22 protein-coding genes are annotated in these 21,869 nt (G+C 61.3%); 6 read left to right on the top strand and 16 right to left on the bottom strand.

The annotated features are described in order from the left end of the window. The 6 genes from BFP93_RS15040 to ubiE are packed head-to-tail and all read right to left on the bottom strand — an operon-like array spanning position 1 to position 4,068. Positions 1-279, bottom strand: a complete 279-nt coding sequence (locus tag BFP93_RS15040) for a twin-arginine translocase TatA/TatE family subunit (RefSeq protein ID WP_065885720.1) — start codon at positions 277-279, stop codon at positions 1-3. A gap of 25 nt (positions 280-304) precedes the next feature. Beyond that, complete coding sequence (locus BFP93_RS15035) at positions 305-637, bottom strand: phosphoribosyl-ATP diphosphatase (RefSeq protein WP_057724443.1); 333 nt, start codon at positions 635-637, stop codon at positions 305-307. A 2-nt stretch (positions 638-639) separates the two neighbouring features. Further along, positions 640-1,032, bottom strand: a complete 393-nt coding sequence (gene hisI / locus BFP93_RS15030; RefSeq protein ID WP_065893709.1) for a phosphoribosyl-AMP cyclohydrolase — start codon at positions 1,030-1,032, stop codon at positions 640-642. A 41-nt stretch (positions 1,033-1,073) separates the two neighbouring features. Then, positions 1,074-2,678 carry a ubiquinone biosynthesis regulatory protein kinase UbiB gene (ubiB, locus tag BFP93_RS15025; RefSeq protein WP_065893708.1) on the bottom strand — a complete coding sequence of 535 codons (1,605 nt, stop codon included), beginning with the start codon at positions 2,676-2,678 and terminating at the stop codon, positions 1,074-1,076. Next, entirely contained in the window at positions 2,675-3,298 is a 624-nt protein-coding gene (locus BFP93_RS15020) for a ubiquinone biosynthesis accessory factor UbiJ (RefSeq protein ID WP_065893707.1), read from the bottom strand. The genes ubiB and BFP93_RS15020 overlap by 4 nt, the downstream gene beginning before the upstream one ends. After that, the gene (gene ubiE, locus BFP93_RS15015) at positions 3,298-4,068 is read right to left on the bottom strand and encodes a bifunctional demethylmenaquinone methyltransferase/2-methoxy-6-polyprenyl-1,4-benzoquinol methylase UbiE (RefSeq protein ID WP_003171186.1); all 771 of its coding nucleotides are present in this window, start codon (positions 4,066-4,068) and stop codon (positions 3,298-3,300) included. Before ubiE ends, BFP93_RS15020 begins: the two co-directional genes overlap by 1 nt. Positions 4,069-4,212: 144 nt before the next feature. On the opposite strand from ubiE, the gene BFP93_RS15010 reads away from it, so the two are divergent. From BFP93_RS15010 to BFP93_RS15000, 3 genes are all read left to right on the top strand, one after another. Beyond that, on the top strand, positions 4,213-4,488 hold the full coding sequence (locus BFP93_RS15010) for a polyhydroxyalkanoic acid system family protein (protein WP_065893706.1): 276 nt from the start codon (positions 4,213-4,215) through the stop codon (positions 4,486-4,488). Positions 4,489-4,592: 104 nt separating this feature from the next. Beyond that, positions 4,593-5,015, top strand: coding sequence for a phasin family protein (locus BFP93_RS15005; RefSeq protein WP_065885715.1), 423 nt, complete (start codon positions 4,593-4,595; stop codon positions 5,013-5,015). A gap of 12 nt (positions 5,016-5,027) precedes the next feature. After that, the gene (locus BFP93_RS15000; protein WP_065893705.1) at positions 5,028-5,936 is read left to right on the top strand and encodes a phasin family protein; all 909 of its coding nucleotides are present in this window, start codon (positions 5,028-5,030) and stop codon (positions 5,934-5,936) included. 127 nt (positions 5,937-6,063) lie between these two features. Here the strand turns inward: BFP93_RS15000 and BFP93_RS14995 are convergent, their stop codons facing one another. From BFP93_RS14995 to BFP93_RS14950, 10 genes are all read right to left on the bottom strand, one after another. Further along, on the bottom strand, positions 6,064-6,684 hold the full coding sequence (locus BFP93_RS14995) for a TetR/AcrR family transcriptional regulator (protein WP_065893704.1): 621 nt from the start codon (positions 6,682-6,684) through the stop codon (positions 6,064-6,066). A 26-nt stretch (positions 6,685-6,710) separates the two neighbouring features. Further along, positions 6,711-8,393 (bottom strand): class II poly(R)-hydroxyalkanoic acid synthase, encoded by a 1,683-nt coding sequence (phaC, locus tag BFP93_RS14990; protein ID WP_065893703.1) that lies wholly within the window; start codon positions 8,391-8,393, stop codon positions 6,711-6,713. 89 nt (positions 8,394-8,482) lie between these two features. Continuing rightward, positions 8,483-9,328 carry a poly(3-hydroxyalkanoate) depolymerase gene (gene phaZ, locus BFP93_RS14985; RefSeq protein WP_065893702.1) on the bottom strand — a complete coding sequence of 282 codons (846 nt, stop codon included), beginning with the start codon at positions 9,326-9,328 and terminating at the stop codon, positions 8,483-8,485. 86 nt (positions 9,329-9,414) lie between these two features. After that, entirely contained in the window at positions 9,415-11,094 is a 1,680-nt protein-coding gene (gene phaC, locus BFP93_RS14980; protein ID WP_065885710.1) for a class II poly(R)-hydroxyalkanoic acid synthase, read from the bottom strand. A 247-nt stretch (positions 11,095-11,341) separates the two neighbouring features. Then, positions 11,342-11,719, bottom strand: coding sequence for a gamma-butyrobetaine hydroxylase-like domain-containing protein (locus BFP93_RS14975; protein ID WP_065893701.1), 378 nt, complete (start codon positions 11,717-11,719; stop codon positions 11,342-11,344). A gap of 148 nt (positions 11,720-11,867) precedes the next feature. Beyond that, positions 11,868-13,205 (bottom strand): ATP-dependent protease ATPase subunit HslU, encoded by a 1,338-nt coding sequence (hslU, locus tag BFP93_RS14970; protein ID WP_057724431.1) that lies wholly within the window; start codon positions 13,203-13,205, stop codon positions 11,868-11,870. A 37-nt stretch (positions 13,206-13,242) separates the two neighbouring features. Further along, on the bottom strand, positions 13,243-13,773 hold the full coding sequence (hslV, locus tag BFP93_RS14965; protein ID WP_065885707.1) for an ATP-dependent protease subunit HslV: 531 nt from the start codon (positions 13,771-13,773) through the stop codon (positions 13,243-13,245). A gap of 257 nt (positions 13,774-14,030) precedes the next feature. Next, positions 14,031-14,732 (bottom strand): SPOR domain-containing protein, encoded by a 702-nt coding sequence (locus BFP93_RS14960; RefSeq protein ID WP_065885706.1) that lies wholly within the window; start codon positions 14,730-14,732, stop codon positions 14,031-14,033. A 1-nt stretch (position 14,733) separates the two neighbouring features. Further along, positions 14,734-16,470, bottom strand: coding sequence for an arginine--tRNA ligase (gene argS, locus BFP93_RS14955; protein WP_065893700.1), 1,737 nt, complete (start codon positions 16,468-16,470; stop codon positions 14,734-14,736). Positions 16,471-16,707: 237 nt separating this feature from the next. Then, positions 16,708-18,927 carry a primosomal protein N' gene (locus tag BFP93_RS14950; protein WP_065893699.1) on the bottom strand — a complete coding sequence of 740 codons (2,220 nt, stop codon included), beginning with the start codon at positions 18,925-18,927 and terminating at the stop codon, positions 16,708-16,710. 213 nt (positions 18,928-19,140) lie between these two features. Between BFP93_RS14950 and rpmE the strand changes: the two genes are divergently transcribed. The 3 genes from rpmE to BFP93_RS14935 all read left to right on the top strand — a co-directional run bounded on the left by rpmE (position 19,141) and on the right by BFP93_RS14935 (position 21,648). Further along, positions 19,141-19,377, top strand: a complete 237-nt coding sequence (rpmE, locus tag BFP93_RS14945; RefSeq protein WP_003237330.1) for a 50S ribosomal protein L31 — start codon at positions 19,141-19,143, stop codon at positions 19,375-19,377. Between the two features lie 14 nt (positions 19,378-19,391). After that, positions 19,392-20,189: a thermonuclease family protein gene (locus tag BFP93_RS14940; protein WP_065893698.1), complete on the top strand. Its 798-nt coding sequence runs from the start codon at positions 19,392-19,394 to the stop codon at positions 20,187-20,189. A 190-nt stretch (positions 20,190-20,379) separates the two neighbouring features. Next, entirely contained in the window at positions 20,380-21,648 is a 1,269-nt protein-coding gene (locus tag BFP93_RS14935; RefSeq protein ID WP_065893697.1) for a malic enzyme-like NAD(P)-binding protein, read from the top strand. Positions 21,649-21,869 lie beyond the last annotated feature (221 nt).

Raw genomic sequence — 21,869 nt, 5'->3', positions numbered from 1 at the left:
TCACGAGTCTTTGCGGGTCGGCTCTTCGACTTTTTCAGCCTGCACGTCGAAGGTACGACGCTCGGTGATCGGCTGGGCGGCCTGCGGGTGCACGGGCTGGGCCGGTGGAACCGGGTTTGCAGTGGGTTCGGCCGGCTTTTCGTCGTCGTTCATGGCTTTGCGAAAGCCCTTGATCGACTCGCCGACATCGGTGCCCAGGTTCTTGAGTTTCTTGGTGCCGAACACCAGTACCACGACCACCAGAATGACAATCCAGTGTTTCCAGTCAAAAATACCCATGCTGCAAATCCTCGATAAAAGTTGTTCAGGTGGACGGGCGTGCAGCCTTCTCGGCGTGCCCGGACAGGCCGAAGCGACGGTCCAGTTCATCCAGCACGGCCTGTGGATGCTGCCCCAGTTGGGCGAGCATGACCAGGCTATGGAACCACAGGTCGGCGGTCTCATAGATGACATCGCTGCAATCGCCGCTGATCTGCGCATCCTTGGCGGCAATGATCGTCTCGACGGATTCTTCGCCGAGTTTTTCCAGGATCTTGTTCAAACCCTTGTGATACAGGCTGGCGACATAGGAACTGTCGGCATCCGCGCCCTTGCGCTCTTCCAGCACCTGGGCCACGCGGTTGAGGGTATCGCTCATGGTCAGTGTCCTGCCGAATAAATGGCGTGCGGGTCTTTGAGCACCGGTTCCACCACCTTCCATTCGCCGTTCTCGAACACGCGATAGAAGCAACTGTGACGGCCGGTGTGGCAGGCGATGCCGCCTATCTGTTCGACCTTGAGGATCACCACGTCGGCATCGCAGTCCAGGCGCAGCTCATGCAGGGTCTGCACATGCCCGGACTCTTCGCCCTTGCGCCACAGTTTGCCACGCGAACGTGACCAGTAGATGGCGCGCTGCTCGGCGGCAGTCAGGCTCAGGGCCTCGCGGTTCATCCAGGCCATCATCAGCACGCGCCCGGTCTTGTAGTCCTGGGCAATGGCCGGCACCAGGCCGTCACTGTCCCACTTGATCTCGTCCAGCCAGTCTTTCATGTTCGGCTCCGGCAATTTGCGACAGTGTATAACCGGATGGGTTATCGACGCACGATCAGATAAACGCCCACGGCGACCATGATCGCGGCCGGCCAGTAGCTCAGTTGATTCAACGGTCCGCCAATCGCCAGCATGACCCCACCCACCAGATGCGCGGCGCCGAGCAGGCGCAGGAACCAGTCGTCCTTGCGCTTGCGCCATGGCGGCTCAGGGTCCCTGGCGTGAGGCTGGGACATGCGCTCAAGCAGGTCGCGGGTCATGTTGGCCAGGTGCGGCAGCTGTTCCATCTGGCTGTGCAGGTTGCCCAGCATGGTCTTCGGGCTCATCCGCTCACGCATCCAACGTTCCAGGAACGGCTGCGCGGTGTTCCACAGATCGAGGTCCGGGTACAGCTGGCGGCCCAGGCCTTCGATGTTGAGCAAGGTTTTCTGCAGCAGCACCAACTGCGGCTGCACTTCCATATTGAAGCGCCGCGCGGTCTGGAACAGGCGCATCAGCACCTGACCGAAGGAAATATCCTTTAACGGTTTTTCAAAGATCGGTTCGCACACGGTGCGGATCGCCGCTTCGAATTCATTCAGTTTGGTTTCCGCCGGCACCCAGCCCGAATCAATGTGCAACTGCGCCACGCGGCGATAGTCACGCTTGAAAAAGGCGAACAGGTTACGCGCCAGGTAGTCCTGGTCTTCCGGCGTGAGGCTGCCGACGATGCCGCAGTCGATCGCAATGTACTGCGGGCTCCACGGGTTGACGGTGCTGACGAAGATGTTGCCCGGGTGCATGTCGGCGTGGAAGAAACTGTCACGGAACACCTGGGTGAAGAAAATCTCCACGCCGCGCTCGGCGAGCATTTTCATGTCGGTGCGCTGGTCGGCCAGGGTCGCGAGGTCGGTGACTTGCACGCCGTAGATGCGCTCCATCACCAGCACTTTGGGGCGGCACCAGTCCCAATACACTTGCGGCACGTACAGCAGCTGCGAGCCTTCGAAGTTGCGGCGCAGCTGGCTGGCGTTGGCCGCTTCGCGCAGCAGGTCGAGTTCGTCGTAGATGGTTTTTTCGTAGTCGGCCACCACATCCACCGGATGCAGCAGGCGCGCATCGGCGGAGAACCGTTCGGCGGCGCGGGCCAGGATGAACAGCCACGCCAGGTCCTGGCCGATGATCGGCTTGAGGCCCGGGCGAATCACCTTCACCACCACTTCTTCACCGCTCTTGAGCTGCGCGGCATGCACCTGCGCAACCGAGGCCGAAGCCAGCGGCTCGACATCGAAGCGGCTGAACACCTCGCTGATCTTCCTGCCCAGTTGCTCTTCGATCAGCTTCATCGACAACTGCGAATCGAACGGCGGTACGCGGTCCTGCAGCAGCATCAGCTCATCGGCGATGTCTTCGGGCAGCAAGTCGCGGCGCGTCGACAAAATCTGCCCGAACTTGATGAAGATCGGCCCCAGGTCCTGCAACGCCAGGCGCACGCGAGCACCTCGGCTCAGTTCCAGTTTTCTGCGCGGCAACCAGCGCCACGGCAGCACATAGCGCACCGCGAGCAGGAACCATGGCAGGGGCAGGGCAAACAGCAGGTCATCGAGGCGGTAGCGGATTACGACGCGCTGGATACGAAACAAACGGCGGACGGCGAGCAGCTTCATGCGTTATCGCTTGGATCAAGGGAACGGCTCAGGCGCTCGAAGCGGGCCTCGAGACGTTCCAGGTCGATTTTGGCCTTGTCGAGCTCACGAAAGCGCGCTTGCGCTTCCCGTTGCCCGACCAGGGTGCGCGATTCTTCGCTCAAGTATTCGGCGAGGTTCTGGTTGAGGCTGGCGAACCCTTGCTGGTACCAGCGCGAACGGCTGCGCAGGTGCCCGCCGAGCAACTGGGTGGCGACGGGGCCGAGCCAGCGCGAGAGTTCGTATTCCCAGTCCAGCTCCAGGTCCTGCAGCACGGCGGCCAGGTCCATCAGCACCGCGCTGTCGCCTTCCAGCGCCACTTCGGGGCTGTGCAGGATAGCGGTCTTGTTGCGGCTCAGGGCCAGGTGCACCAGGCTGGCGGCGGGCGCACGCAGGGTGCAGTCGGCCTCGGCGGCCCATTGCGACGCGAGCAGCAGGCCCTCATCGCTGGGCAGGATGAACAGCTGCAAGGCAGGGCTGCGGCAATCGACGGCGATAACTTTGCCGGTCAGGTGCGCAAGCCGCGCCAGGGCGGTGCTGTCCAGGCGCAAAACACGGTTGAGGCCGTGCTCGACGCTGGCGAGAAGGCCTGCGAGCAGCATCAGGGCTTGATGCCGCGGTGCAGGGCGACGATGCCCGAGGTCATGTTGTGGTAGGTCACGCGGTCGAAACCGGCCTCCACCATCATCGACTTCAGGGTTTCCTGGTCGGGGTGCATGCGGATCGATTCGGCCAGGTAGCGGTAGCTCTCGGCATCATTGGTGATCAGCTTGCCCATCAACGGCATGAAGGCGAACGAATAGGTGTCGTACACCTTGGACATCAGCGCGTTGGTCGGCTTGGAGAATTCCAGCACCAGCAGGCGGCCACCCGGTTTGAGCACGCGCAGCATCGAGCGTATCGCGTCTTCCTTGTGGGTGACGTTGCGCAGACCGAAAGCGATGGTCACGCAATCGAAGTGGTTGTCGGGGAACGGCAGTTTTTCCGCATCGGCCTGGACGAATTCGATATTGCCGGCCACGCCCTTGTCGAGCAGGCGGTCGCGACCGACCTTGAGCATCGAGCCGTTGATATCGGCCAGTACCACCTGGCCGGTAGGCCCTACCAGCTTGGAAAACTTGGCGGCCAAATCGCCCGTGCCGCCGGCGATGTCGAGCACGCGATTGCCGGTGCGTACGCCCGACAATTCGATGGTGAAACGCTTCCACAGGCGGTGCATGCCACCGGAGAGCACGTCGTTCATCAAGTCGTACTTGGCGGCTACGGAGTGGAACACCTCAGCGACTTTTTCCGCTTTCTGGCTTTCCGGGACGTTCTTGAAGCCGAAGTGAGTGGTGGGTTCGGCATCGCTGCCTTTGCGCTGATCAGTCATATCGCTGTCACCAAAAGAGAATGCGGGACATGATAATCCCCGGGGCCTGCTTTGTCTTGGCAAGGCTGAAGGTAAGATAGGTGCTTATCGAGACCTTTTGCCGCATGGAAGGTTTCCAAGCCCTCATAGAAAGGAGCCATTGCAATGGCGCGTATAACCGTTGAGCGTGAGCATTCCCTGGGTAAAGCCGCCGCACGGGCGAAGGCCGACACGCTGGCGCAGAAACTCAAGGATAAATATGGCGTGGAGTCGTCGTGGTCCGGCGATTCCCTGAACCTCAAGCGGTCGGGCGTTAAAGGCACCGTTCAGGTCTTTGATGATGCATTGCGTATCGATGTTGAACTGGGCCTGTTGATGTCGGCCATGAGCGGTACCCTCAAGTCCGAAATCGAAAAAGCCCTGGATAAAGCGCTGGCCTGATTCGACGCTCTTAGGGTGCCGATTCTAATTTTTCACCCTACGTTGTGCCCAAGCCCCCAACTCCGGCGGGCGGTTCCTCCACCCGGTTCTATGTGAGGTGCACCATGGCCAACGTTATTTTGCAGAAAAAAATCGACAGTCAGACCACTGCCCTGAGTGAGGTCAAACGCTATGCCCGCAGGATCTGGCTGGCGGGTCTTGGTGCCTACGCCAAGGTCGGCAGCGAGGGCGGCGAATACTTCAATGAGCTGGTTAAGAGCGGTCAACATATTGAAAGTAAAAGCAAAAAAGTTGCTATTGAACAACTTGATGCCGCTAACAGTCAGATTGATCAAGTAAAGAGTAACGTCTCGAGTGTCGGCCGCCGGGTTGAAGTTCAACTGGATAAAGTTGAAAAAGCATTTGACTCGCGTGTTGCAAGTGCCTTGAATCGAATCGGCATTGCGTCTAAACATGACGTTGAGACACTCTCTGCTAAGCTCGAAGAGCTGACGGCATTGCTCGAACGTGTCGCGCGTAAACACTAAGGAGACATCGGGATGGCTGTTAAAAAAACTACTCAGAAAGAAGGCAGCTCGTGGGTCGGGGAAGTTGAAAAATATTCCCGAAAGATCTGGCTTGCTGGTTTAGGCGTGTACTCGAAGGTGAGCAGTGACGGCGGCAAATACTTCGAGACGCTGGTCAAGGACGGCGAGAAGGCCGAGAAGTTGACCAAGAGCACTGTGGGTAAAAAAGTCGATGCGGCCAAGGCGAGCGCAGGTTCGGCCAAGTCGAGCATTTCCGACACGTGGAACAAGTTGGAAGAAACCTTCGACAAACGCCTCAACAGTGCCATTTCGCGACTGGGCGTGCCGAGCAAGGCTGAGCTGAAAACGCTGCACAGCAAGGTCGACACCCTGACCAAGCAAATCGAAAAACTCACAGGCGCCAAAGTGGCGCCAGCCAAGACGGCTGCGGCCAAGCCTGCGGCAAAACCGGCCGCCAAACCTGCGGCTAAAACCGCACCGGCAAAACCCGCCGCGAAAACGGCCGCCAAGCGTGTGGTTAAAGCGGCCGCCAAACCCGCTGCAAAACCTGCGGCCAAGGCGCCCGCCAAGGCTGCTGCAAAACCTGCCGCCAAGCCCGCAGCCAAAACCGCTGCCGCCAAACCGGCCACCAAGCCTGCCGCTAAGCCAGTGGCCGCTAAAGCCGCTGCAAAACCTGCGGCTAAACCGGCTGCCAAACCAGCCGCTGCGAAGTCAGCAGCCAAGCCTGCGGCAAAACTTGCAGAGGCTAAAAAGCCCGCGGTAGCGAAAAAGCCAGCAGCGCCAAAGACTGCTGCGTCGGCCAAGCCGGCAACAGCGACAGCACCGGCCGCTTCGACAGCCAATTCGGTGTCTGCACCGTCGCACACGGCTGCTACCCCGACTGCAACGCCGGTAACGCCGACGCCATCCAGTCAGTCCTGATTTTCACAGGGCACAAAAACGCCCGGCCTGCGAAGGTCGGGCGTTTTTTTATCACAGATCGTTCCCACGCTCCCGCGTGGGAATGCAGCCCGTGATGCTCTGCGTCACCTGTGTGATCAGGGGGGCTTCAATCCAAGTCATCCAGATATTTCAGCGCGAACCTCTCGGTCGCCAGCCGTGCCGGCATCAGCAGATGCGGCGCCACCAGCATCATGACCTGGTACACCACCACCCGCACTTCACCCTTGCGATCCAGGATTCGCTGGTAATCCAGGGAAAACAGCAGGGTCAGGGTGATCTGCTCCACCAACTGCCCCAGCGCCTGGGTGTCACTGACCAGTTGCCCTGCGGTTTTCAACCGCGCCAACAATGAAGCCAGGGTGCGCTTGAGCGCCGTGAGCAGGTTGCGAATGCCCTTGGCCAGCTTCGGCAGGCGCCCGGCCAGGTTCGACAGGTCCTGGAACAGGAACCGGTAGTGGGCCATGCGCTCGACAATCAGGTGCAGGAACAGCCAGTAATCCTCGGCCTCCAGCTGCGCATCGGCAGGAGGGTCGAGCAGCGGTGCCAACTCGCCTTGAAAACGTTCGAACAGCCCCAGCACCAACGGCTCCTTGCCATGGAAGTGGTAGTAGAGGTTGCCGGGGCTGATCCCCATTTCATTGGCCACCTCCATGGTCGACACATTCGGCTCGCCCTTGTGGTTGAACAACTGCAGGGCACATTCAAGGATACGGTCGCGGGTCTTCATCCAGCCTCTTAGTCTGATCGTTGAGCTCAGCGCACGCGCACGTAGGTGCCTGGCGCCGCCTCCATCGGTGGGTAGTTCTGGTTGCCCAGGGCGGTGAGGGTTTCGCGTTGCACGCCCGAACGTTGCTGAATCCACGCCAGCCATTGCGGCCACCAGCTGCCTTCGACGTGATTGGCGTCGTAGTACCAGGCGCGCGGGTCGCTGCTCAGCCTGGGGTTCTCGACGTAGTTGGCCTTCGGGTTGCCGGGCGGGTTGAGGATGCTCTGGATATGCCCGCTGTTGGACAGGACGAAGCGCCGCTCGCCGCCCAGCAGTTGGGTGGATCGGTACACCGCGTCCCACGGCGTAATGTGATCGTTGATGCCGGCCACGCTGAAGCTGTCTACGGTGACCTTCTGCAAGTCGATGGGGGTGCCGCACACCTCAAGGCCTCCCGGATGCCTCAGCGGGTTGTGCTTGAAGAAATCCAACAGGTCGCCGTGCAGGGCGGCGGGCAGGCGTGTGTTGTCGTTGTTCCAGTACAGGATGTCGAAGGCGGGCGGTTCCTTGCCCAGCAGGTAGTTGTTGACCCAGTAGTTCCAGATCAGGTCATTGGGGCGCATCCAGGCGAACACCTTGGCCATGTCGCGACCGTCCAGTACACCTTGTTGGTAAGAGCGGCGCTTGGCGGCTTCAAGGGTCTGTTCATCGGCGAACAACATGGCCGGGCCGTCGATCTGACTGTCGAGCAAGCTCACCAGGTAACTGGCGCTGGCGATGCGCCGCAACTGGCGCTTGGCTTGCAGATGGCCTTGCAGTGCGGCGATGGTCAGGCCGCCGGCGCAGGCGCCCATCAGGTTGACCGCGCGTGCGCCGGTGATTGCCCGGCAGGCGTTGAGGGCTTCTTCCAGCGCCGCAACGTAGGTGGACAGGCCCCATTCGCGATGTCGCACATCCGGATTGCGCCAGCTGACCATAAAGGTCTGCAGCCCGTTTTTCAGCGCATATTGCACAAAGCTGTTAGCCGGGCTGAGGTCGAATATGTAGAACTTGTTGATTTGCGGCGGCACCACCAGCAAGGGCTTGGCGTATTGTTTTTCGCTCATGGGCTTGTATTGGATCAGCTCCAGCAGCTCATTGCGAAACACCACCGAGCCCGGCGTGGTGGCAACGGTCTTGCCCACTTCGAAAGCGTGCTTGCTGACCTGACGCGGCAGGCCGTTGTTGTGCAGCAGGTCTTCGAACAAATGGCTGACGCCGCGCACCACGCTGTTGCCGCCGGAGTTGAGCAACTCCTTGATGGCGAGCGGGTTGAGCAGCGTGTTGGAGGGCGATACGGCGTCGTTGAGCAGGGCGAACGCGAACTGTGCGCGTGCACGGTCGTCCGCGCTGAGGGTGCTGTCGTCGATCCAGTTGCGCGTGTGTTTTTGCCAGCTCAAGTAGGCTTGCAGGCTGCGCCGGTACAGCGGGTTGAGCGCCCAGGTGGGGTCTTTGAAGCGGCTGTCGTTGGGGTTGGGCTCATGCACCGTGTCCCCCAGCAACACGCGGCCCAGTTGGCCGCTCAGGGCCAGGGCGTGGCGTGCGGTGTGCAACGGGTTGCGCAGGCCATGGGCCGCCACGGTGCGCAGGGTCGACAGCAGGTCGCGACCGCGCAGGCCGGTGATCGCGTTTTGCGCGTTGATGAACGCAGCGGGGGTGGGCGCCGGGTTCGTCACGGGTCTGTCTCGCATGAGCCAACACTCCTTCGTCAAGCCATCAAGAGGCACGCCAATTCAGAACCATAGTCGGTTCCTGGCAAGTTGCGCGGCGGTGTGGTCCTTCACACCGCCGGTCGCGGATGTATCACGGCACGCAGACGCTCCTCTTCGAGAAACTTCATGATGATCGGCGCCACGGCTTCCGCGCGGGTGATCAGGAATAAATGGCCATCATCGATGATGTGCAACTGCGCATTGGGGATGCGCCAGGCGAGCATGCGCATGTTGATCAGCGGAATCAGCGGGTCGTCGTCCCCGGCCAGGACCAGGGTCGGCTGGCGGATCTTGTGCAGCCAATGGATGCTGGTCCAGCCCAGCCCCGCGAACAGCTGCCAGTAATAGCCCAGCTTGCCGGCCGAGCGCACTTTGCTGGCATGTTCGGCGGCCAGCTTGGCGTCGCGGCGGAACGAACCGCCGTAAATCATCGGCGCAATGCGCACCACGTGGGACGGCTGGATATAGCGCCGGGGGCTGGCCATCAGCCACAGCACCTTGGGCTTGCCGGGCACCATAAAGGCGCCGGCAGCCGTGGCCGCCAGGATCAACTTCTTGCAGCGCTCGGGGTAGTCATAGGCGAACTGCTGCGCCAGTGCACCGCCCCAGGACACCCCCACCGCATTCACCTGGCCGTAATCCAGGTAATCGAGCATGCGCGCCGTCAGCTTGGCCAGGCCGGGGAAGCGATAGGGCCGGTTGGGCGTAGAGGAGCCGCCCACCCCTGGCACATCGAAGGCGATCACTTCCAGGTCCGGGTCCAGGGCCTGGATGAACGGAAACACCAGCTCCAGGTTGGCGCCGATGCCGTTGAAGATCAGCAGCGGGGTCAAGTGCGGTTTGCCCGGTCGTACCGCCGTGCGGATGGCCTGGCCATCCAGGTCGATGGTGCGGAAGATGAACGGTTGCGGCATGCTCAAGCCCTGTGAAGTGTTACAGGAGAAATGCGGTCAAAATGTGGGAGGGGGCTTGCCCCCTCCCACATTGACCGCATTTCAATTTAGCGTTCGTGTACATAGGTGCCTGGTGCCGCTTCGGCCGCAGCGTAGGTTTTATTACCTAATGTCGTCGGGGCTTTTTTCAATTTCCCCGCCCGCTCCGCCTGCCATGCCTGCCAGTGCAGCCACCACGAATCGGTATGCTTGGTCGCGTTTTCCTGCCATTGCAGTGCCGTGCCCGCCAGGCCGTCGCTGGTCTGGTAGCGCGACTTGGGGTTGCCCGGCGGGTTGAGGATGCTCTGGATATGCCCGCTGCTGGACAGCACGAACTCCACCTTGCCGCCAAACAACTGCGCCGACTTGTAGCAGGACTGCCAGGGCGTGATGTGGTCGTTGGTGCCGGCCAGTGAATAGATATCGGCCGTGACCTGCTTGAGATCGATGGGCGTGCCGCACACTTCCAGTGCATTGGCGCGTACCAACGGGTTGTTCTTGAACAGCTCGATCAGGTCGCCATGGAAGGCGGCCGGCAGGCGTGTGGTGTCGTTGTTCCAGAACAGGATGTCGAACACCGGCGGCTCGTTGCCCAGCAGGTAATTGTTGACCCAGTAATTCCAGATCAGGTCGTTGGGCCGCATCCACGCAAACACCTTGGCCATGTCACGGCCTTCCAGTACGCCGGCCTGATAGGAATGACGCTTCGCCGCTTCGAGCGTCTGTTCATCGACGAACAGCGCCACTTGGGTGTCCAGCGTGGTGTCCAGCACACTCACCAGCAGGGTCAGGGCGTTGACTTTTTTCTCCCCCAGCGCCGCGTAGTGGCCCAGCAGCGCGGTGCAGGTGATGCCGCCGGAGCAGGCGCCCAGCATGTTCACGTCCTTGCTGCCGGTAATCGCCGTGATCACATCGACGGCTTCCTTGAGCGCTTCGATATAGGTCGACAGGCCCCACTCGCGCTGGGCCTTGGTCGGGTTGCGCCAGCTGACGATAAAGGTCTGCTGCCCATTGCGCAGGCAGAAGCGCGCCAGGCTCTTGTCCGGGCTCAGGTCGAATACATAGAATTTATTGATCTGCGGCGGCACCACCAGCAGCGGTCGCTCGTGTACCTGCTCGGTGATGGGCTTGTACTGGATCAGCTCCAGCACATCATTGCGAAAGACCACGGCGCCTTCGGTGGTGCCCAGGCTCTTGCCCACTTCAAAGGCGCCCATGTTGACCTGGCTTGGCATGCCGCCGTTGTGCACCATGTCCTTGGCCAGGTGGGACAGGCCGTCGAGCAGGCTTTTGCCGCCGGTTTCAAAGAAGCGTTTGACGGCCGCCGGGTTGGCCGCGCTGTTGGTGGGGGCCATGGCTTCAGTCATCAGGTTGATCACGAAGTGGCCGCGACTGATGTCCTGTTCCGATAGATTGCTGTCACCGATCCAGTCGTGCAGCTCCTTGCGCCACGCCAGGTAAGTCTGCAGGTAGCGTTTGTAGAGCGGGTTCTGGCTCCAGGCCGGGTCATGGAAGCGACGGTCATCGCTCTCCGGCACCAGCGCCGATTTGCCGAACATGACGTTCTTGAGCTCCACCCCGAAATGGGCGACGTGTTTGACGCTGTGTAACGGTTGCTTGATGGCTTGGGTGAGCACCATCTTCGCCGAGGCCAATAAGTCCTTTTTGCGTAACGCGATGATCGGGTTCAACCCCAGGGTGTTTTCCGAGGCCTGGCGTTTCAAGTCATCGTTATTCTTGTTACTCATCTACGACGCTCCATTGTCCGAAAGACGAGTACCGGCGATTTCCGCGCACCCATTTCGATACACGACACCAGCCTGGTACTGCGCTCGGGTGACCGTTGATACCACATCGTCAAATGCAGGGAACTTGCCAGTTCCATTGGTTACCCGAGTTTAATTTTTTTCGCAAGCGGGCCAATCGTTGACCACGAGACAGGGCATTCAAGCAGATGAAATTAGAAAATGCCCTCTAAAGAGCAAGAGGCCTGGACTAGAGCATCAGCCGCACGACCGACTGACTCGGGTCGCGGGTTTTTCCGGCCGTTTTCAGTTCGGCCAGGTAATCGGCCCACAGCGCGTCCTGACGCACGGCCAGTTGATAAAGGTAGTCCCAGGTGAACAATCCGCTGTCATGGCCGTCGTCGAAGGTCAATTTCAGTGCGTACTGGCCGGCCGGTTCCAGCTTGATCAATTTAACGTTGAGCTTGCCGAATTGCAGGATGGGTTTGCCGTGGCCCTGGACCTCGGCGGAAGGCGAGTGCACGCGCAGGAATTCGGCGGGCAGTTGGTAGGTTTCGTTCGGGCCGTAGGTGAGGCCCAGGGTGTTGGAGGTTTTATGCAGGTTTACAGCAGTAGGAAATTTCGACATTGGAGATAACCCTGAAGGAACCGGCCTAACAATGTGAGAGGGGGCTTGCCCCCGATAGCCGTGTGTCAGTCAGCATACATCTGTCTGACAGACCGCTATCGGGGGCAAGCCCCCTCCCACATTGAAGCGAAGCAATTCTGTGTGAGGCTTACAGAATATAGCGCGACAAGTCTTCGTTCTGCGCCAATTCGCCCAGGTGGCTGTTGACGTAATCCGCGTCGATCTTGATCGCTTCGCCATTCTGCGCACCGGCCATGTCGCCGGCGCTGAAGGACACCTCTTCGAGCAGGCGCTCAAGCAAGGTGTGCAGGCGACGCGCACCGATGTTCTCGGTCTTCTCGTTGACCTGCCAGGCAATCTCCGCCAGGCGCTTGATCCCGTCCGGTTGGAATTCGATGCCCAGGCCTTCGGTTTTCAGCAATTCGCGGTACTGCTCGGTCAGTGAGGCATGCGGCTCGCTGAGAATGCGCTCGAAGTCGCCCGGGGTCAGCGCCTTGAGTTCCACGCGGATCGGCAGACGGCCTTGCAGCTCAGGCACCAGGTCGCTTGGTTTGCTCAGGTGGAAAGCACCTGAGGCGATAAACAGGATGTGGTCGGTCTTGACCATGCCCAGCTTGGTGTTGACCGTGCAGCCTTCGATCAGTGGCAGCAGGTCGCGCTGTACGCCCTCGCGGGACACATCGACGCCGCCGGAGTTGCCGCGCTTGGCCACTTTGTCGATCTCATCGATAAACACGATGCCGTGCTGCTCGACCGCTTCCAGGGCCTTGGCCTTGAGTTCTTCCTCATTGACCAGGCGTCCGGCTTCTTCGTCGCGCACCAGTTTCAGGGCCTCTTTCACCTTGAGCTTGCGGCTTTTCTTCTTGCCCTTGCCCATGTTGGCGAACAGGTTCTGCAACTGGCTGGTCATTTCTTCCATGCCCGGGGGCGCGGAAATATCGACGCCCGACACTTCGGCCACTTCGATCTCGATTTCCTTGTCGTCCAACTGGCCTTCACGCAGGCGCTTGCGGAACAGCTGGCGGGTGTTGGAATCCGATGACGGCGCGGCGTCTTCGTTGAAGCCCATGCGGGCCGGTGGCAACAGCGCGTCGAGGATGCGCTCTTCGGCAGCATCTTCGGCTCGATGGCTGACCTTGGTCACTTCCTGCTCGCGCAGCATCTTCAGGGCGGCGTCGGCCAGGTCACGAATGATCGACTCCACATCGCGGCCCACATAGCCGACTTCGGTGAATTTGGTGGCCTCGACCTTGATGAACGGGGCGTTGGCCAGTTTGGCCAGGCGCCGGGCGATTTCGGTTTTACCGACGCCGGTCGGGCCGATCATCAGGATGTTCTTGGGCGTTACTTCAACGCGCAGTTCTTCGGGCAGTTGCATCCGGCGCCAGCGGTTACGCAGCGCAATGGCAACGGCGCGCTTGGCATCGTCCTGGCCGATGATATGGCGATTGAGTTCATGGACGATTTCGCGGGGAGTCATGGACATAGTGTTTGGCGGCCTCAAGCGGGAATAAGCCTACGGCTTACTCGGCGAGGTCCTGCTCCTCAATGGTGTGGTTGTGGTTGGTGAACACGCAGATATCGCCGGCGATACCCAGGGCGGTCTCGACGATTTCACGGGCCGACAGGTCGGTCTTCTTCAACAGCGCGCTGGCCGCAGCCTGTGCATAGCCGCCACCGGAACCCATGGCGATCAGGCCGTGTTCAGGTTCAACCACATCGCCGTTGCCGGTGATGATCAGGGACGCGTCTTTGTTGGCGACCGCCAGCATGGCTTCGAGGCGGCTGAGGGAACGGTCGGTGCGCCATTCCTTGGCGAGTTCGACGGCGGCACGCACCAGATGGCCCTGGTGCTTTTCGAGCTGGCCTTCGAAACGCTCGAACAGGGTGAAGGCATCGGCGGTAGCGCCGGCGAACCCGGCGAGCACCTGGCCGTGGTACAGGCGACGTACTTTCTTGGCGTTGCCTTTCATCACGGTATTGCCCAGGGAAACCTGGCCGTCGCCGCCCATGACGACTTTGCCGTGGCGACGTACTGAAACGATGGTGGTCAAGGGGAGAGTCTCCACGCAGCGGGGCGAAAATGCCCTGATGGAACTCATATGGGGGTGGCGAGGGGGATTTCAACCGTAGGACGGCAGTGCGGACGAGTGGTGTTTATTGATCCGACACCTGTTCAAGAACACCGCAAAACCAAATGTGGGAGGGGGCTTGCCCCCGATTGCGGTGTATCAGTCGCTGAATATATTGACTGGTCTACCGCCATCGGGGACAAGCCCCCTCCCACATTAGCCCTGCTATGTCTTCGAGATCAGCGGCTCTGGCGTTGTTGTAACAGCAGGTTGCTAAACCCGGCGCCCGCCAATTGTTTCTGCGCCACGGTCAGCTGTTCGCGGTTGCTGAACGGGCCTACCAGCACGCGATACCAGGTCGCTTCCTTCACGGTGCCGGATTCCACCGTCACCGACTGGCCCAGCAGAATGATCTGCGCGCGTACACGGTCTGCGTCCGCCTGTTTGGGGAACGAGCCCGCCTGCAGGAAGAACTTGGTCACCGGCGCGGCCTTGGTCTCTGCCACTGGAGGCGCCGGCGGCGGGGTGATGCCGGCCAATGCCGCCTGGGCGCGCGCGGTATCGATCTTCGCCGCTTCCGCTGGGGTTACCGGCGTGGTCGGCACTTGCGGCGTCGGCAGGGTTTTTTCCGGCACGGCGTCGGGCGGCACGATCACTTCCGATTCCGGCAGCAGCGTGTAGAAATCGTACTTGGGCTTCACCGGAACCGTCGGGCTCGGCGCAGTCTTGTTGGCCTCGGCGATTTTCGTGGCTTTCTGCTGCTCCTGTTTGACGCGCTTGACGTCATCGCCCTGGCCGGGCTCCAGCTTCATCAGAAAGACAACGAATGCGCCGACCGTGAGGCCGATCGCCATCCACAGCCAACCCGGAATCGGCTGCTTGGCCGGGGCCTGGTAGCGGCTGGCGCCGCGCTTGGGTGCAGGTTTTTTCTTGGCGGCCAACTTACATGCGCTCCAGAGTTTCCAGGCCCAACAGCTCCAGGCCTTGCTTTAGGGTCCGTCCAGCCAGTGCGGCCAGGCGCAGGCGACTTTGCTTCTGGGCTTCATCGTCGGCGCTGAGGATCGGGCAGTTCTCGTAGAAGCTGGAAAACAGGCCGGCCACTTCGTACAGGTAGGTGCAGAGGATATGCGGCGTGCCTTTCTCGCCGACGCTGTTGAGCACTTCGCCGAACTGCGCGAGCTTGGCGGCCAGTTCCTGCTCATGAGGTGCGTCCAGCACGATTTGGCCTTCGACTTCGCTGAAGTCCTTGCCCAGTTTGCGGAACACACCGGCCACACGGGTGTAGGCGTACAGCAGGTACGGGGCGGTGTTGCCTTCGAAGTTGAGCATCAGGTCGAAGTTGAAGCTGTAGTCGCTGGTGCGGTGCTTGGATAGGTCGGCGTATTTCACCGCGCCAATGCCGACCACGCGGGCGATATTGCGCAGGTCGGCCTCGGCCAGTTCGGGGTTCTTTTCCTTGACCAGGCTGTAGGCGCGCTCCTGGGCTTCGGTCAGCAGGTCGATCAGCTTCACGGTGCCGCCATCGCGGGTCTTGAACGGGCGGCCATCGGCGCCGTTCATGGTACCGAAACCCATGTGTTCCATATGCATCGGGTGGGTGACGAAACCGGCGCGGCGCGCCACTTCGAACACTTGCTGGAAGTGCAGGGCCTGGCGCTGATCGACGAAATACAGCGCGCGATCGGCCTTGAGCACGCCGCTGCGGTAGCGCACGGCGGCCAGGTCGGTGGTGGCATAGAGATAACCGCCATCGGCCTTGACGATGATCACCGGCAGCGGCTCGCCATCGGCGGTCTTGAATTCCTCAAGGAACACGCACTGCGCACCGTTGCTCTCGACCAGCAGGCCAGCGGCCTTGAGGTCGTTGACCACATTGATCAGGTCGTCGTTGTAGGCGCTTTCGCCCATCACGTCGGCCATGGTCAGCTTGACGTTGAGCAGCTCGTAGATTTCCTGGCAGTGGGACAGGGAGATATCGCGGAAACGCCCCCACAGCGCCAGGCATTCCTTATCGCCGGCTTGCAGCTTGACCACCAGGCTGCGCGCACGGTCGGCAAATTCTTCGGATTCGTCAAAGCGCTTCTTGGCGGCGCGGTAGAAGTTTTCCAGGTCGGCCAGCTCGTTGCTGGTGATCGGGTTTTCCTGCAGGTAGGCCATCAGCATGCCGAACTGGGTGCCCCAGTCGCCCACGTGGTTCTGACGGATGACGGTGTCACCGAGAAACTCCAGGACCCGCGCCACGCCGTCGCCGATGATGGTCGAGCGCAGGTGGCCGACGTGCATCTCCTTGGCCAGGTTAGGTGCCGACAGGTCGATCGCCACGCGCTGCGCCGGGCCAGCCTTGCGCACGCCGATGTGGGCGTCGGCCAGGGCGGCATCCAGGCGCGCGGCCAGGGCCTGGGTATTCTGGAAGAAGTTGATAAAGCCCGGGCCGGCGATTTCGGCCTTGGTGACACTGGCGTCGGCCGGCAGCGCGGCGATGATTTTTTCCGCGAGGTCGCGAGGCTTCATGCCCGCAGGCTTGGACAGCATCATCGCGATGTTGCTGGCGAAGTCGCCGTGGGTCTTGTCGCGGGTGTTCTCCACCTGGATCGCCGGCGACAGGCCTTCAGGCAACACACCTTCGTTGACGAGTTGGGTGAGGGCTTGTTGGATCAGCTGGCGAATGGTGTCTTTCATGGTGTTCTCTTTCGACCGCAAGCGGCGGCGCGCGATGCGCAGGTGGAAAAACTGGGCATTATCCGTGGCGAGGGCGGGCTTGCCAACCTTCGCAGGACCTGCGGAGCCTTTTTAGGTGACCCTACTCACTGTAGGAGCGAGCTTGCTCGCGAAAAACCTGAGGGCGTCGCGTTTATCCAGAATAAACGCAGTGTGCTTGAGTTTTTCGCGAGCAAGCTCGCTCCTACAGGGGACGGCTTAATACAAATCGACCGGGTCCACATCCAGTGACCATCGCACCTGTCGGCCGCTGGGCATTTGCTCCAGGGCCAGCAACCAGCTGCTCAATAGCCGATGCAGCGGCGCGCGGGACGTTGCCTGCAAGAGTAGCTGGGCCCGATACCGCCCGGCACGGCGTTCCATGGGCGCGGGCACCGGGCCGAGCAGCTCGATGCCGCTCAGACCCAGCTCTGCCAGCAAACGTTCAGCGGCGCTGCAGGCTTCGTCCAGAAAGCCTTCGGCCTGGCCCGGTTTATGCGCCTCGGCGCGCAGCAGCGCCAGGTGCGCAAACGGCGGCAGCCCGGCGGCGCGGCGCTCGCTCAAGGCCTGTTCGGCGAAGGCAAAGTAACCTTGTTCGGTCAGTTGAATCAGCAGCGGGTGGTCGGCCAGGTGCGTCTGGATAATCACTCGGCCCGGCTCTTCGGCGCGCCCTGCGCGGCCGGCGACCTGCACGATCAGCTGCGCCATGCGCTCGCTGGCGCGGAAGTCGCCGGAGAATAAACCACCGTCGGCATCCAGGATCGACACCAGGGTCACCCGTGGAAAGTGATGCCCTTTGGCAAGCATCTGCGTGCCGACCAGAATGCACGGCTGGCCTTTCTGGATGGTGGCGAACAGTTGGTTCATCGCGTCTTTGCGCGACGTACTGTCGCGGTCCACCCGCAGCACCGGGTAATCCGGGAACAGAATGCCCAGGCGCTCTTCGGCGCGCTCGGTGCCCGCGCCGACCGGGCGCAGGTCGACCTTGCCGCATTGTGGACAGTGGCGGGGCACAGGTTCCACATGGCCGCAGTGGTGGCAGCGCAGTTCGCCGTAGCGCTGATGCACGGTCATGCGCGCATCGCAACGCTCGCATTCGGACATCCAGCCACAGTCATGGCACAACAGCGTCGGCGCAAAACCGCGGCGGTTGAGGAACACCAGGACTTGCTGGCCGGCGGCGAGGGTCTGGCCGATGGCTTGCTGCATCGGGCCGGAAATACCGCTGTCCAGCGGTCGGCTTTTGACATCCAGGCGCAGGAAACGCGGTTGCTTGGCGCCACCTGCGCGTTCATTCAGGCGTAGCAGGCCATAACGACCGGTGTAGGCGTTATGCAGGCTTTCCAGGGAAGGCGTGGCCGAACCCAGCACAATCGGGATGTCTTCCTGGCGCGCGCGCACCAGGGCCAGGTCGCGGGCGTGGTAACGCAGGCCTTCCTGTTGTTTATACGAGCCGTCGTGTTCTTCGTCGATGATGATCAGGCCCGGATTTTTCATCGGGGTGAACAGTGCCGAGCGCGTGCCGATAATAATGTCGGCTTCGCCGTCCCGCGCCGCCAGCCATGACTCCAGGCGCTCACGGTCGTTGACCGCCGAGTGCACCAGGGCGATGCGGGCGTTGAAACGCTGTTCGAAACGCGCCAGGGTTTGCGGGCCGAGGTTGATCTCGGGGATCAGCACCAGCGCCTGTTTGCCGGCCTGCAAGGTTTCGCGGATCAACTGCAAATACACTTCGGTCTTGCCGCTGCCGGTGACGCCGGCCAGCAGGAACGCATGGAAACTGTCGAACCCTGCGCGGATCGCTTCATAGGCGGCGCGTTGTTCGGGGTTCAGCGGCAGCTCCGGCTGGGCCAGCCAGTGTTCATGGCGCGGGTCGGGGGCGTGCTTGCGGATCTCCACCTGCACCAGCCCCTTGGCCAGCAGCAGGTCGAGGCTGTCCTTGCTCAGCATCAGCTTGCTCAATAGCTGATGAGCCACACCGTGGGGGTGCTGCGCCAGGGTGGCGAGGGCTTCACGTTGGCGCGGCGCGCGGGCGATGCGTGGGTCGTCCAGGCGCGCGCCGGGAACCATCGACCAGAAACGTTCCTGGCGCGCTTCGGCCAGTTCGCCCTGGCGCAGCAGCACCGGCAGCGCCCAGCTCAGGGTATCGCCCAGGCTGTGCTGGTAATACTGCGCGGTCCACAGGCACAGCTTGAACAGCGCGGGCGGCAGCGGCGCGGTGGCGTCGAGGATGGCGATGGCCGGCTTGAGCTTTTCGGCGGGCACTTCGCTTTGGTCGGTGACTTCCACCAGGATACCGATCATTTCCCTGCGCCCGAACGGCACGCGCACGCGCATGCCGGGCTCCAACTGCGCACGCGGCACACCCGCCGGCGCCCGGTAATCGAACAGGCGGCGCAGCGGCGAGGGCAGGGCGAGGCGCAAAATGGCGTCGGGCACGCGGAGGGTCTCATCTAGGCAGGTGGTGGCGCAGGGGCGGGAGCCTAGCAGACAGGGGAGGGCTTGGGTATGCCGTGGTTTTCTGATGAAAGGCGGTTTTCAGTCGGATGTGCGGCTTGCGTGATTGAAAAGGTCTGTTAGAATTCGCGGCCTAATTACGTGCGGTATTCGACAATAGTGTCGAGTGGCGGCACGCTAGCCCGAGGAAGTGCCATGAAAGCCGATATCCATCCAGCGTACGAAACCATCGAAGTTACCTGCAGCTGCGGCAACAAGTTCGAAACCCGTTCGAACCTGTGCAAGCCATTGGGTACTGACGTATGCAACGAGTGCCACCCGTTCTACACCGGTAAGCAGAAAACTCTGGACACCGGCGGCCGTGTACAGCGCTTCGCAGATCGCTTTGGTGCTTTCGGCAAGAAGCCTGCTGCTGCTACTCCGGCAGAGTAAGGCTCAAAAGCCTTATGGGCTTTTGCCAGCTGTTGAAAAAGGCGTCCCTCGCGGGCGCCTTTTTTGTGCCTGCGATTTGGCTATCCGCCGCCCAGGCCCACGTGTTCTGCCCCGCGCCGGCGTCGGTGGCGCGTGTACATGTGCAGCGCGTGGTGGATGGCGACACTGTGCGTCTCAAGGATGGCCGCAGCGTTCGGATGATCGGTATCAACGCGCCGGAGACCGGTAAGAAGGGCCGCTCCGACGAGCCGTTTGCGGCTGCCGCGCGCCAGCGTCTGCAGGCATTGGTCAATGCCAGTGACGGGCGTCTCGGGCTGGTGCCGGGGCGCGAGGGTAAAGATCGCTACGGGCGAACCCTTGCCCACCTGTATGGCGCCGACGGCAACAACCTTGAGGCGCAATTGCTGGCTGAGGGCCTGGGGTTTCAGGTGGGTGTCGCGCCGAATGTCGAGCTGGTCGCCTGTCAGCAGGCTGCTGAAAACAGTGCGCGTGACGCGCGGTTGGGGCTTTGGCGGCAATCGCCGGTACAGAGCGTGGCGCAACTCAAGCGGTCCGGGTTCGCTTTGGTCAGCGGACGGGTCAGCACGATCGAACGCAATCGCGGTGGCGTCTGGATCCAGTTGCAGGGTTCACTGGTATTACGCATTGCGCCTGATCGGGTCCGTTTATTCGATACCGCCATGCTCAATGGTCTGCAAGGCAAGACAATCGAGGCGCGTGGCTGGGTGCAGGACCGCTCCAGGCGCGGCGGGCCGAAAGACCCTCAGGCACGTTGGCTGTTGCCGCTCACCGATCCGAGCATGCTTGGCTGAGCGCAATAATAAAAAATTGTAGACATTTTTTTATTCGATTGTGAACAGTCTAGCCCTTGTATCCCGTGGCTTTAGACTAAAGTACGCCGCAGCAGGGCCTTGACACCTGTGACTGACCAGTCTTGTAGGGGCTTTACGACACGCGTATCCTCGGCGGTCCGTCGACCAACAGTAAAAGCGGAATGCCGATATGTCTGATTTGAAAACTGCCGCTCTCGAATATCATGCCAATCCTCGTCCAGGAAAGCTGAGTGTAGAGCTCACCAAAGCCACTGCCACCGCCCGTGATCTGTCGCTGGCCTACAGCCCTGGCGTTGCCGAGCCCGTACGTGAAATCGCCCGCGACCCCGAGCTGGCATACAAGTACACCGGCAAGGGCAACCTGGTTGCAGTGATTTCTGATGGCACCGCGATCCTGGGCCTGGGTAACCTCGGCCCATTGGCGTCCAAGCCGGTCATGGAAGGCAAGGGCGTGCTGTTCAAGCGCTTTGCCGGCATCGATGTTTTCGACATCGAAGTCGACTCCGAGAGCCCGCAGGCCTTCATCGACACCGTTAAACGCATTTCCATCACCTTCGGTGGCATCAACCTGGAAGACATCAAGGCACCCGAGTGCTTCGAGATCGAAAAGGCGCTGATCGAACAGTGTGACATCCCGGTATTCCACGATGACCAGCACGGCACCGCGATCGTTACCGCAGCCGGCATGATCAACGCCCTGGAGATCGCCGGCAAAACCCTGGGTGAAGCGAAGATCGTCTGCCTGGGCGCCGGCGCTGCGGCCATTTCCTGCATGAAGCTGATCATCAGCATGGGCGCCAAGCTGGAAAACATCTACATGGTCGACAGCAAGGGCGTGATCCAGTCCGAGCGTACCGACCTGAACCAGTACAAGGCGATGTTTGCCCACCCGTCCTCCAAGCGCACCCTGGCTGACGCCCTTGACGGTGCTGACGTGTTCGTCGGCCTGTCCGGCCCGAACCTGCTGAGCGCCGAAGGCCTGAAGTCGATGGCGCCGAACCCTATCGTGTTCGCCTGCTCCAACCCGGACCCGGAAATCGCCCCGGAACTGGCCCACGCCACCCGCGACGACGTGATCATGGCCACCGGCCGTTCGGACTACCCGAACCAGGTCAACAACGTGTTGGGTTTCCCGTTCATCTTCCGTGGTGCCCTGGACGTTCGCGCCAAGCGCATCAACGAAGAAATGAAAGTAGCGGCCGCCAACGCCCTGCGTGAACTGGCCAAGCTGCCGGTGCCGCAGGATGTCTGCGACGCCTACGGTGGCGCCAAGCTGGAATTCGGTCGTGAGTACATTATCCCGAAACCTATGGACAAGCGCCTGATCACCCTGATCTCCGATGCCGTGGCCAAGGCTGCAATCGAGACTGGTGTGGCAACCCTGCCGTATCCGAAGAACTACCCGCTGCAAAGCGTGGATGATGTGTTCAACGGCTAAGCCTGCGTAGCGCACCCACAAAAAAGCCCCGGCTCTCGTGAGTTGGGGCTTTTTTGTGTCTGGCGTTTAAATTGAGCCTTGTGGCGCTCTAAATGTGGGAGGGGGCTTGCCCCCGATGGCGGCCTCTGGGCCGACCAGGATGTTGGACCGAGTACATATCCGTTTCTGCGGTCACGGCCACTTAGGGTTCCGCCCTGACGGCGGGTCACTTTGGAAAAGCC

It is taken from the genome of Pseudomonas sp. 44 R 15 (assembly GCF_900004965.1).
Classification (GTDB): Bacteria; Pseudomonadota; Gammaproteobacteria; order Pseudomonadales; family Pseudomonadaceae; genus Aquipseudomonas; species Aquipseudomonas orientalis_A.
The sequence above is the reverse complement of the archived record's forward strand: the minus strand, read 5'-3'. Positions and strand labels throughout refer to the sequence as shown.

What these genes read in the sequence shown, in the direction of transcription:
- BFP93_RS15035 (WP_057724443.1), bottom strand. Translation starts at nt 637, where the DNA reads ATGAGCGATACCCTCAACCGCGTGGCCCAGGTGCTGGAAGAGCGCAAG.
- phaC (WP_065893703.1), bottom strand. Translation starts at nt 8,393, where the DNA reads ATGCGAGACAGACCCGTGACGAACCCGGCGCCCACCCCCGCTGCGTTC.
- BFP93_RS15010 (WP_065893706.1), top strand. Translation starts at nt 4,213, where the DNA reads ATGGCGCGTATAACCGTTGAGCGTGAGCATTCCCTGGGTAAAGCCGCC.
- BFP93_RS15020 (WP_065893707.1), bottom strand. Translation starts at nt 3,298, where the DNA reads ATGCTGCTCGCAGGCCTTCTCGCCAGCGTCGAGCACGGCCTCAACCGT.
- ubiE (WP_003171186.1), bottom strand. Translation starts at nt 4,068, where the DNA reads ATGACTGATCAGCGCAAAGGCAGCGATGCCGAACCCACCACTCACTTC.
- BFP93_RS15040 (WP_065885720.1), bottom strand. Translation starts at nt 279, where the DNA reads ATGGGTATTTTTGACTGGAAACACTGGATTGTCATTCTGGTGGTCGTG.
- hslU (WP_057724431.1), bottom strand. Translation starts at nt 13,205, where the DNA reads ATGTCCATGACTCCCCGCGAAATCGTCCATGAACTCAATCGCCATATC.
- BFP93_RS14935 (WP_065893697.1), top strand. Translation starts at nt 20,380, where the DNA reads ATGTCTGATTTGAAAACTGCCGCTCTCGAATATCATGCCAATCCTCGT.
- BFP93_RS15005 (WP_065885715.1), top strand. Translation starts at nt 4,593, where the DNA reads ATGGCCAACGTTATTTTGCAGAAAAAAATCGACAGTCAGACCACTGCC.
- BFP93_RS14975 (WP_065893701.1), bottom strand. Translation starts at nt 11,719, where the DNA reads ATGTCGAAATTTCCTACTGCTGTAAACCTGCATAAAACCTCCAACACC.
- BFP93_RS14995 (WP_065893704.1), bottom strand. Translation starts at nt 6,684, where the DNA reads ATGAAGACCCGCGACCGTATCCTTGAATGTGCCCTGCAGTTGTTCAAC.
- phaZ (WP_065893702.1), bottom strand. Translation starts at nt 9,328, where the DNA reads ATGCCGCAACCGTTCATCTTCCGCACCATCGACCTGGATGGCCAGGCC.
- rpmE (WP_003237330.1), top strand. Translation starts at nt 19,141, where the DNA reads ATGAAAGCCGATATCCATCCAGCGTACGAAACCATCGAAGTTACCTGC.
- argS (WP_065893700.1), bottom strand. Translation starts at nt 16,470, where the DNA reads ATGAAAGACACCATTCGCCAGCTGATCCAACAAGCCCTCACCCAACTC.
- phaC (WP_065885710.1), bottom strand. Translation starts at nt 11,094, where the DNA reads ATGAGTAACAAGAATAACGATGACTTGAAACGCCAGGCCTCGGAAAAC.
- BFP93_RS15000 (WP_065893705.1), top strand. Translation starts at nt 5,028, where the DNA reads ATGGCTGTTAAAAAAACTACTCAGAAAGAAGGCAGCTCGTGGGTCGGG.
- ubiB (WP_065893708.1), bottom strand. Translation starts at nt 2,678, where the DNA reads ATGAAGCTGCTCGCCGTCCGCCGTTTGTTTCGTATCCAGCGCGTCGTA.
- BFP93_RS14940 (WP_065893698.1), top strand. Translation starts at nt 19,392, where the DNA reads ATGGGCTTTTGCCAGCTGTTGAAAAAGGCGTCCCTCGCGGGCGCCTTT.
- hisI (WP_065893709.1), bottom strand. Translation starts at nt 1,032, where the DNA reads ATGAAAGACTGGCTGGACGAGATCAAGTGGGACAGTGACGGCCTGGTG.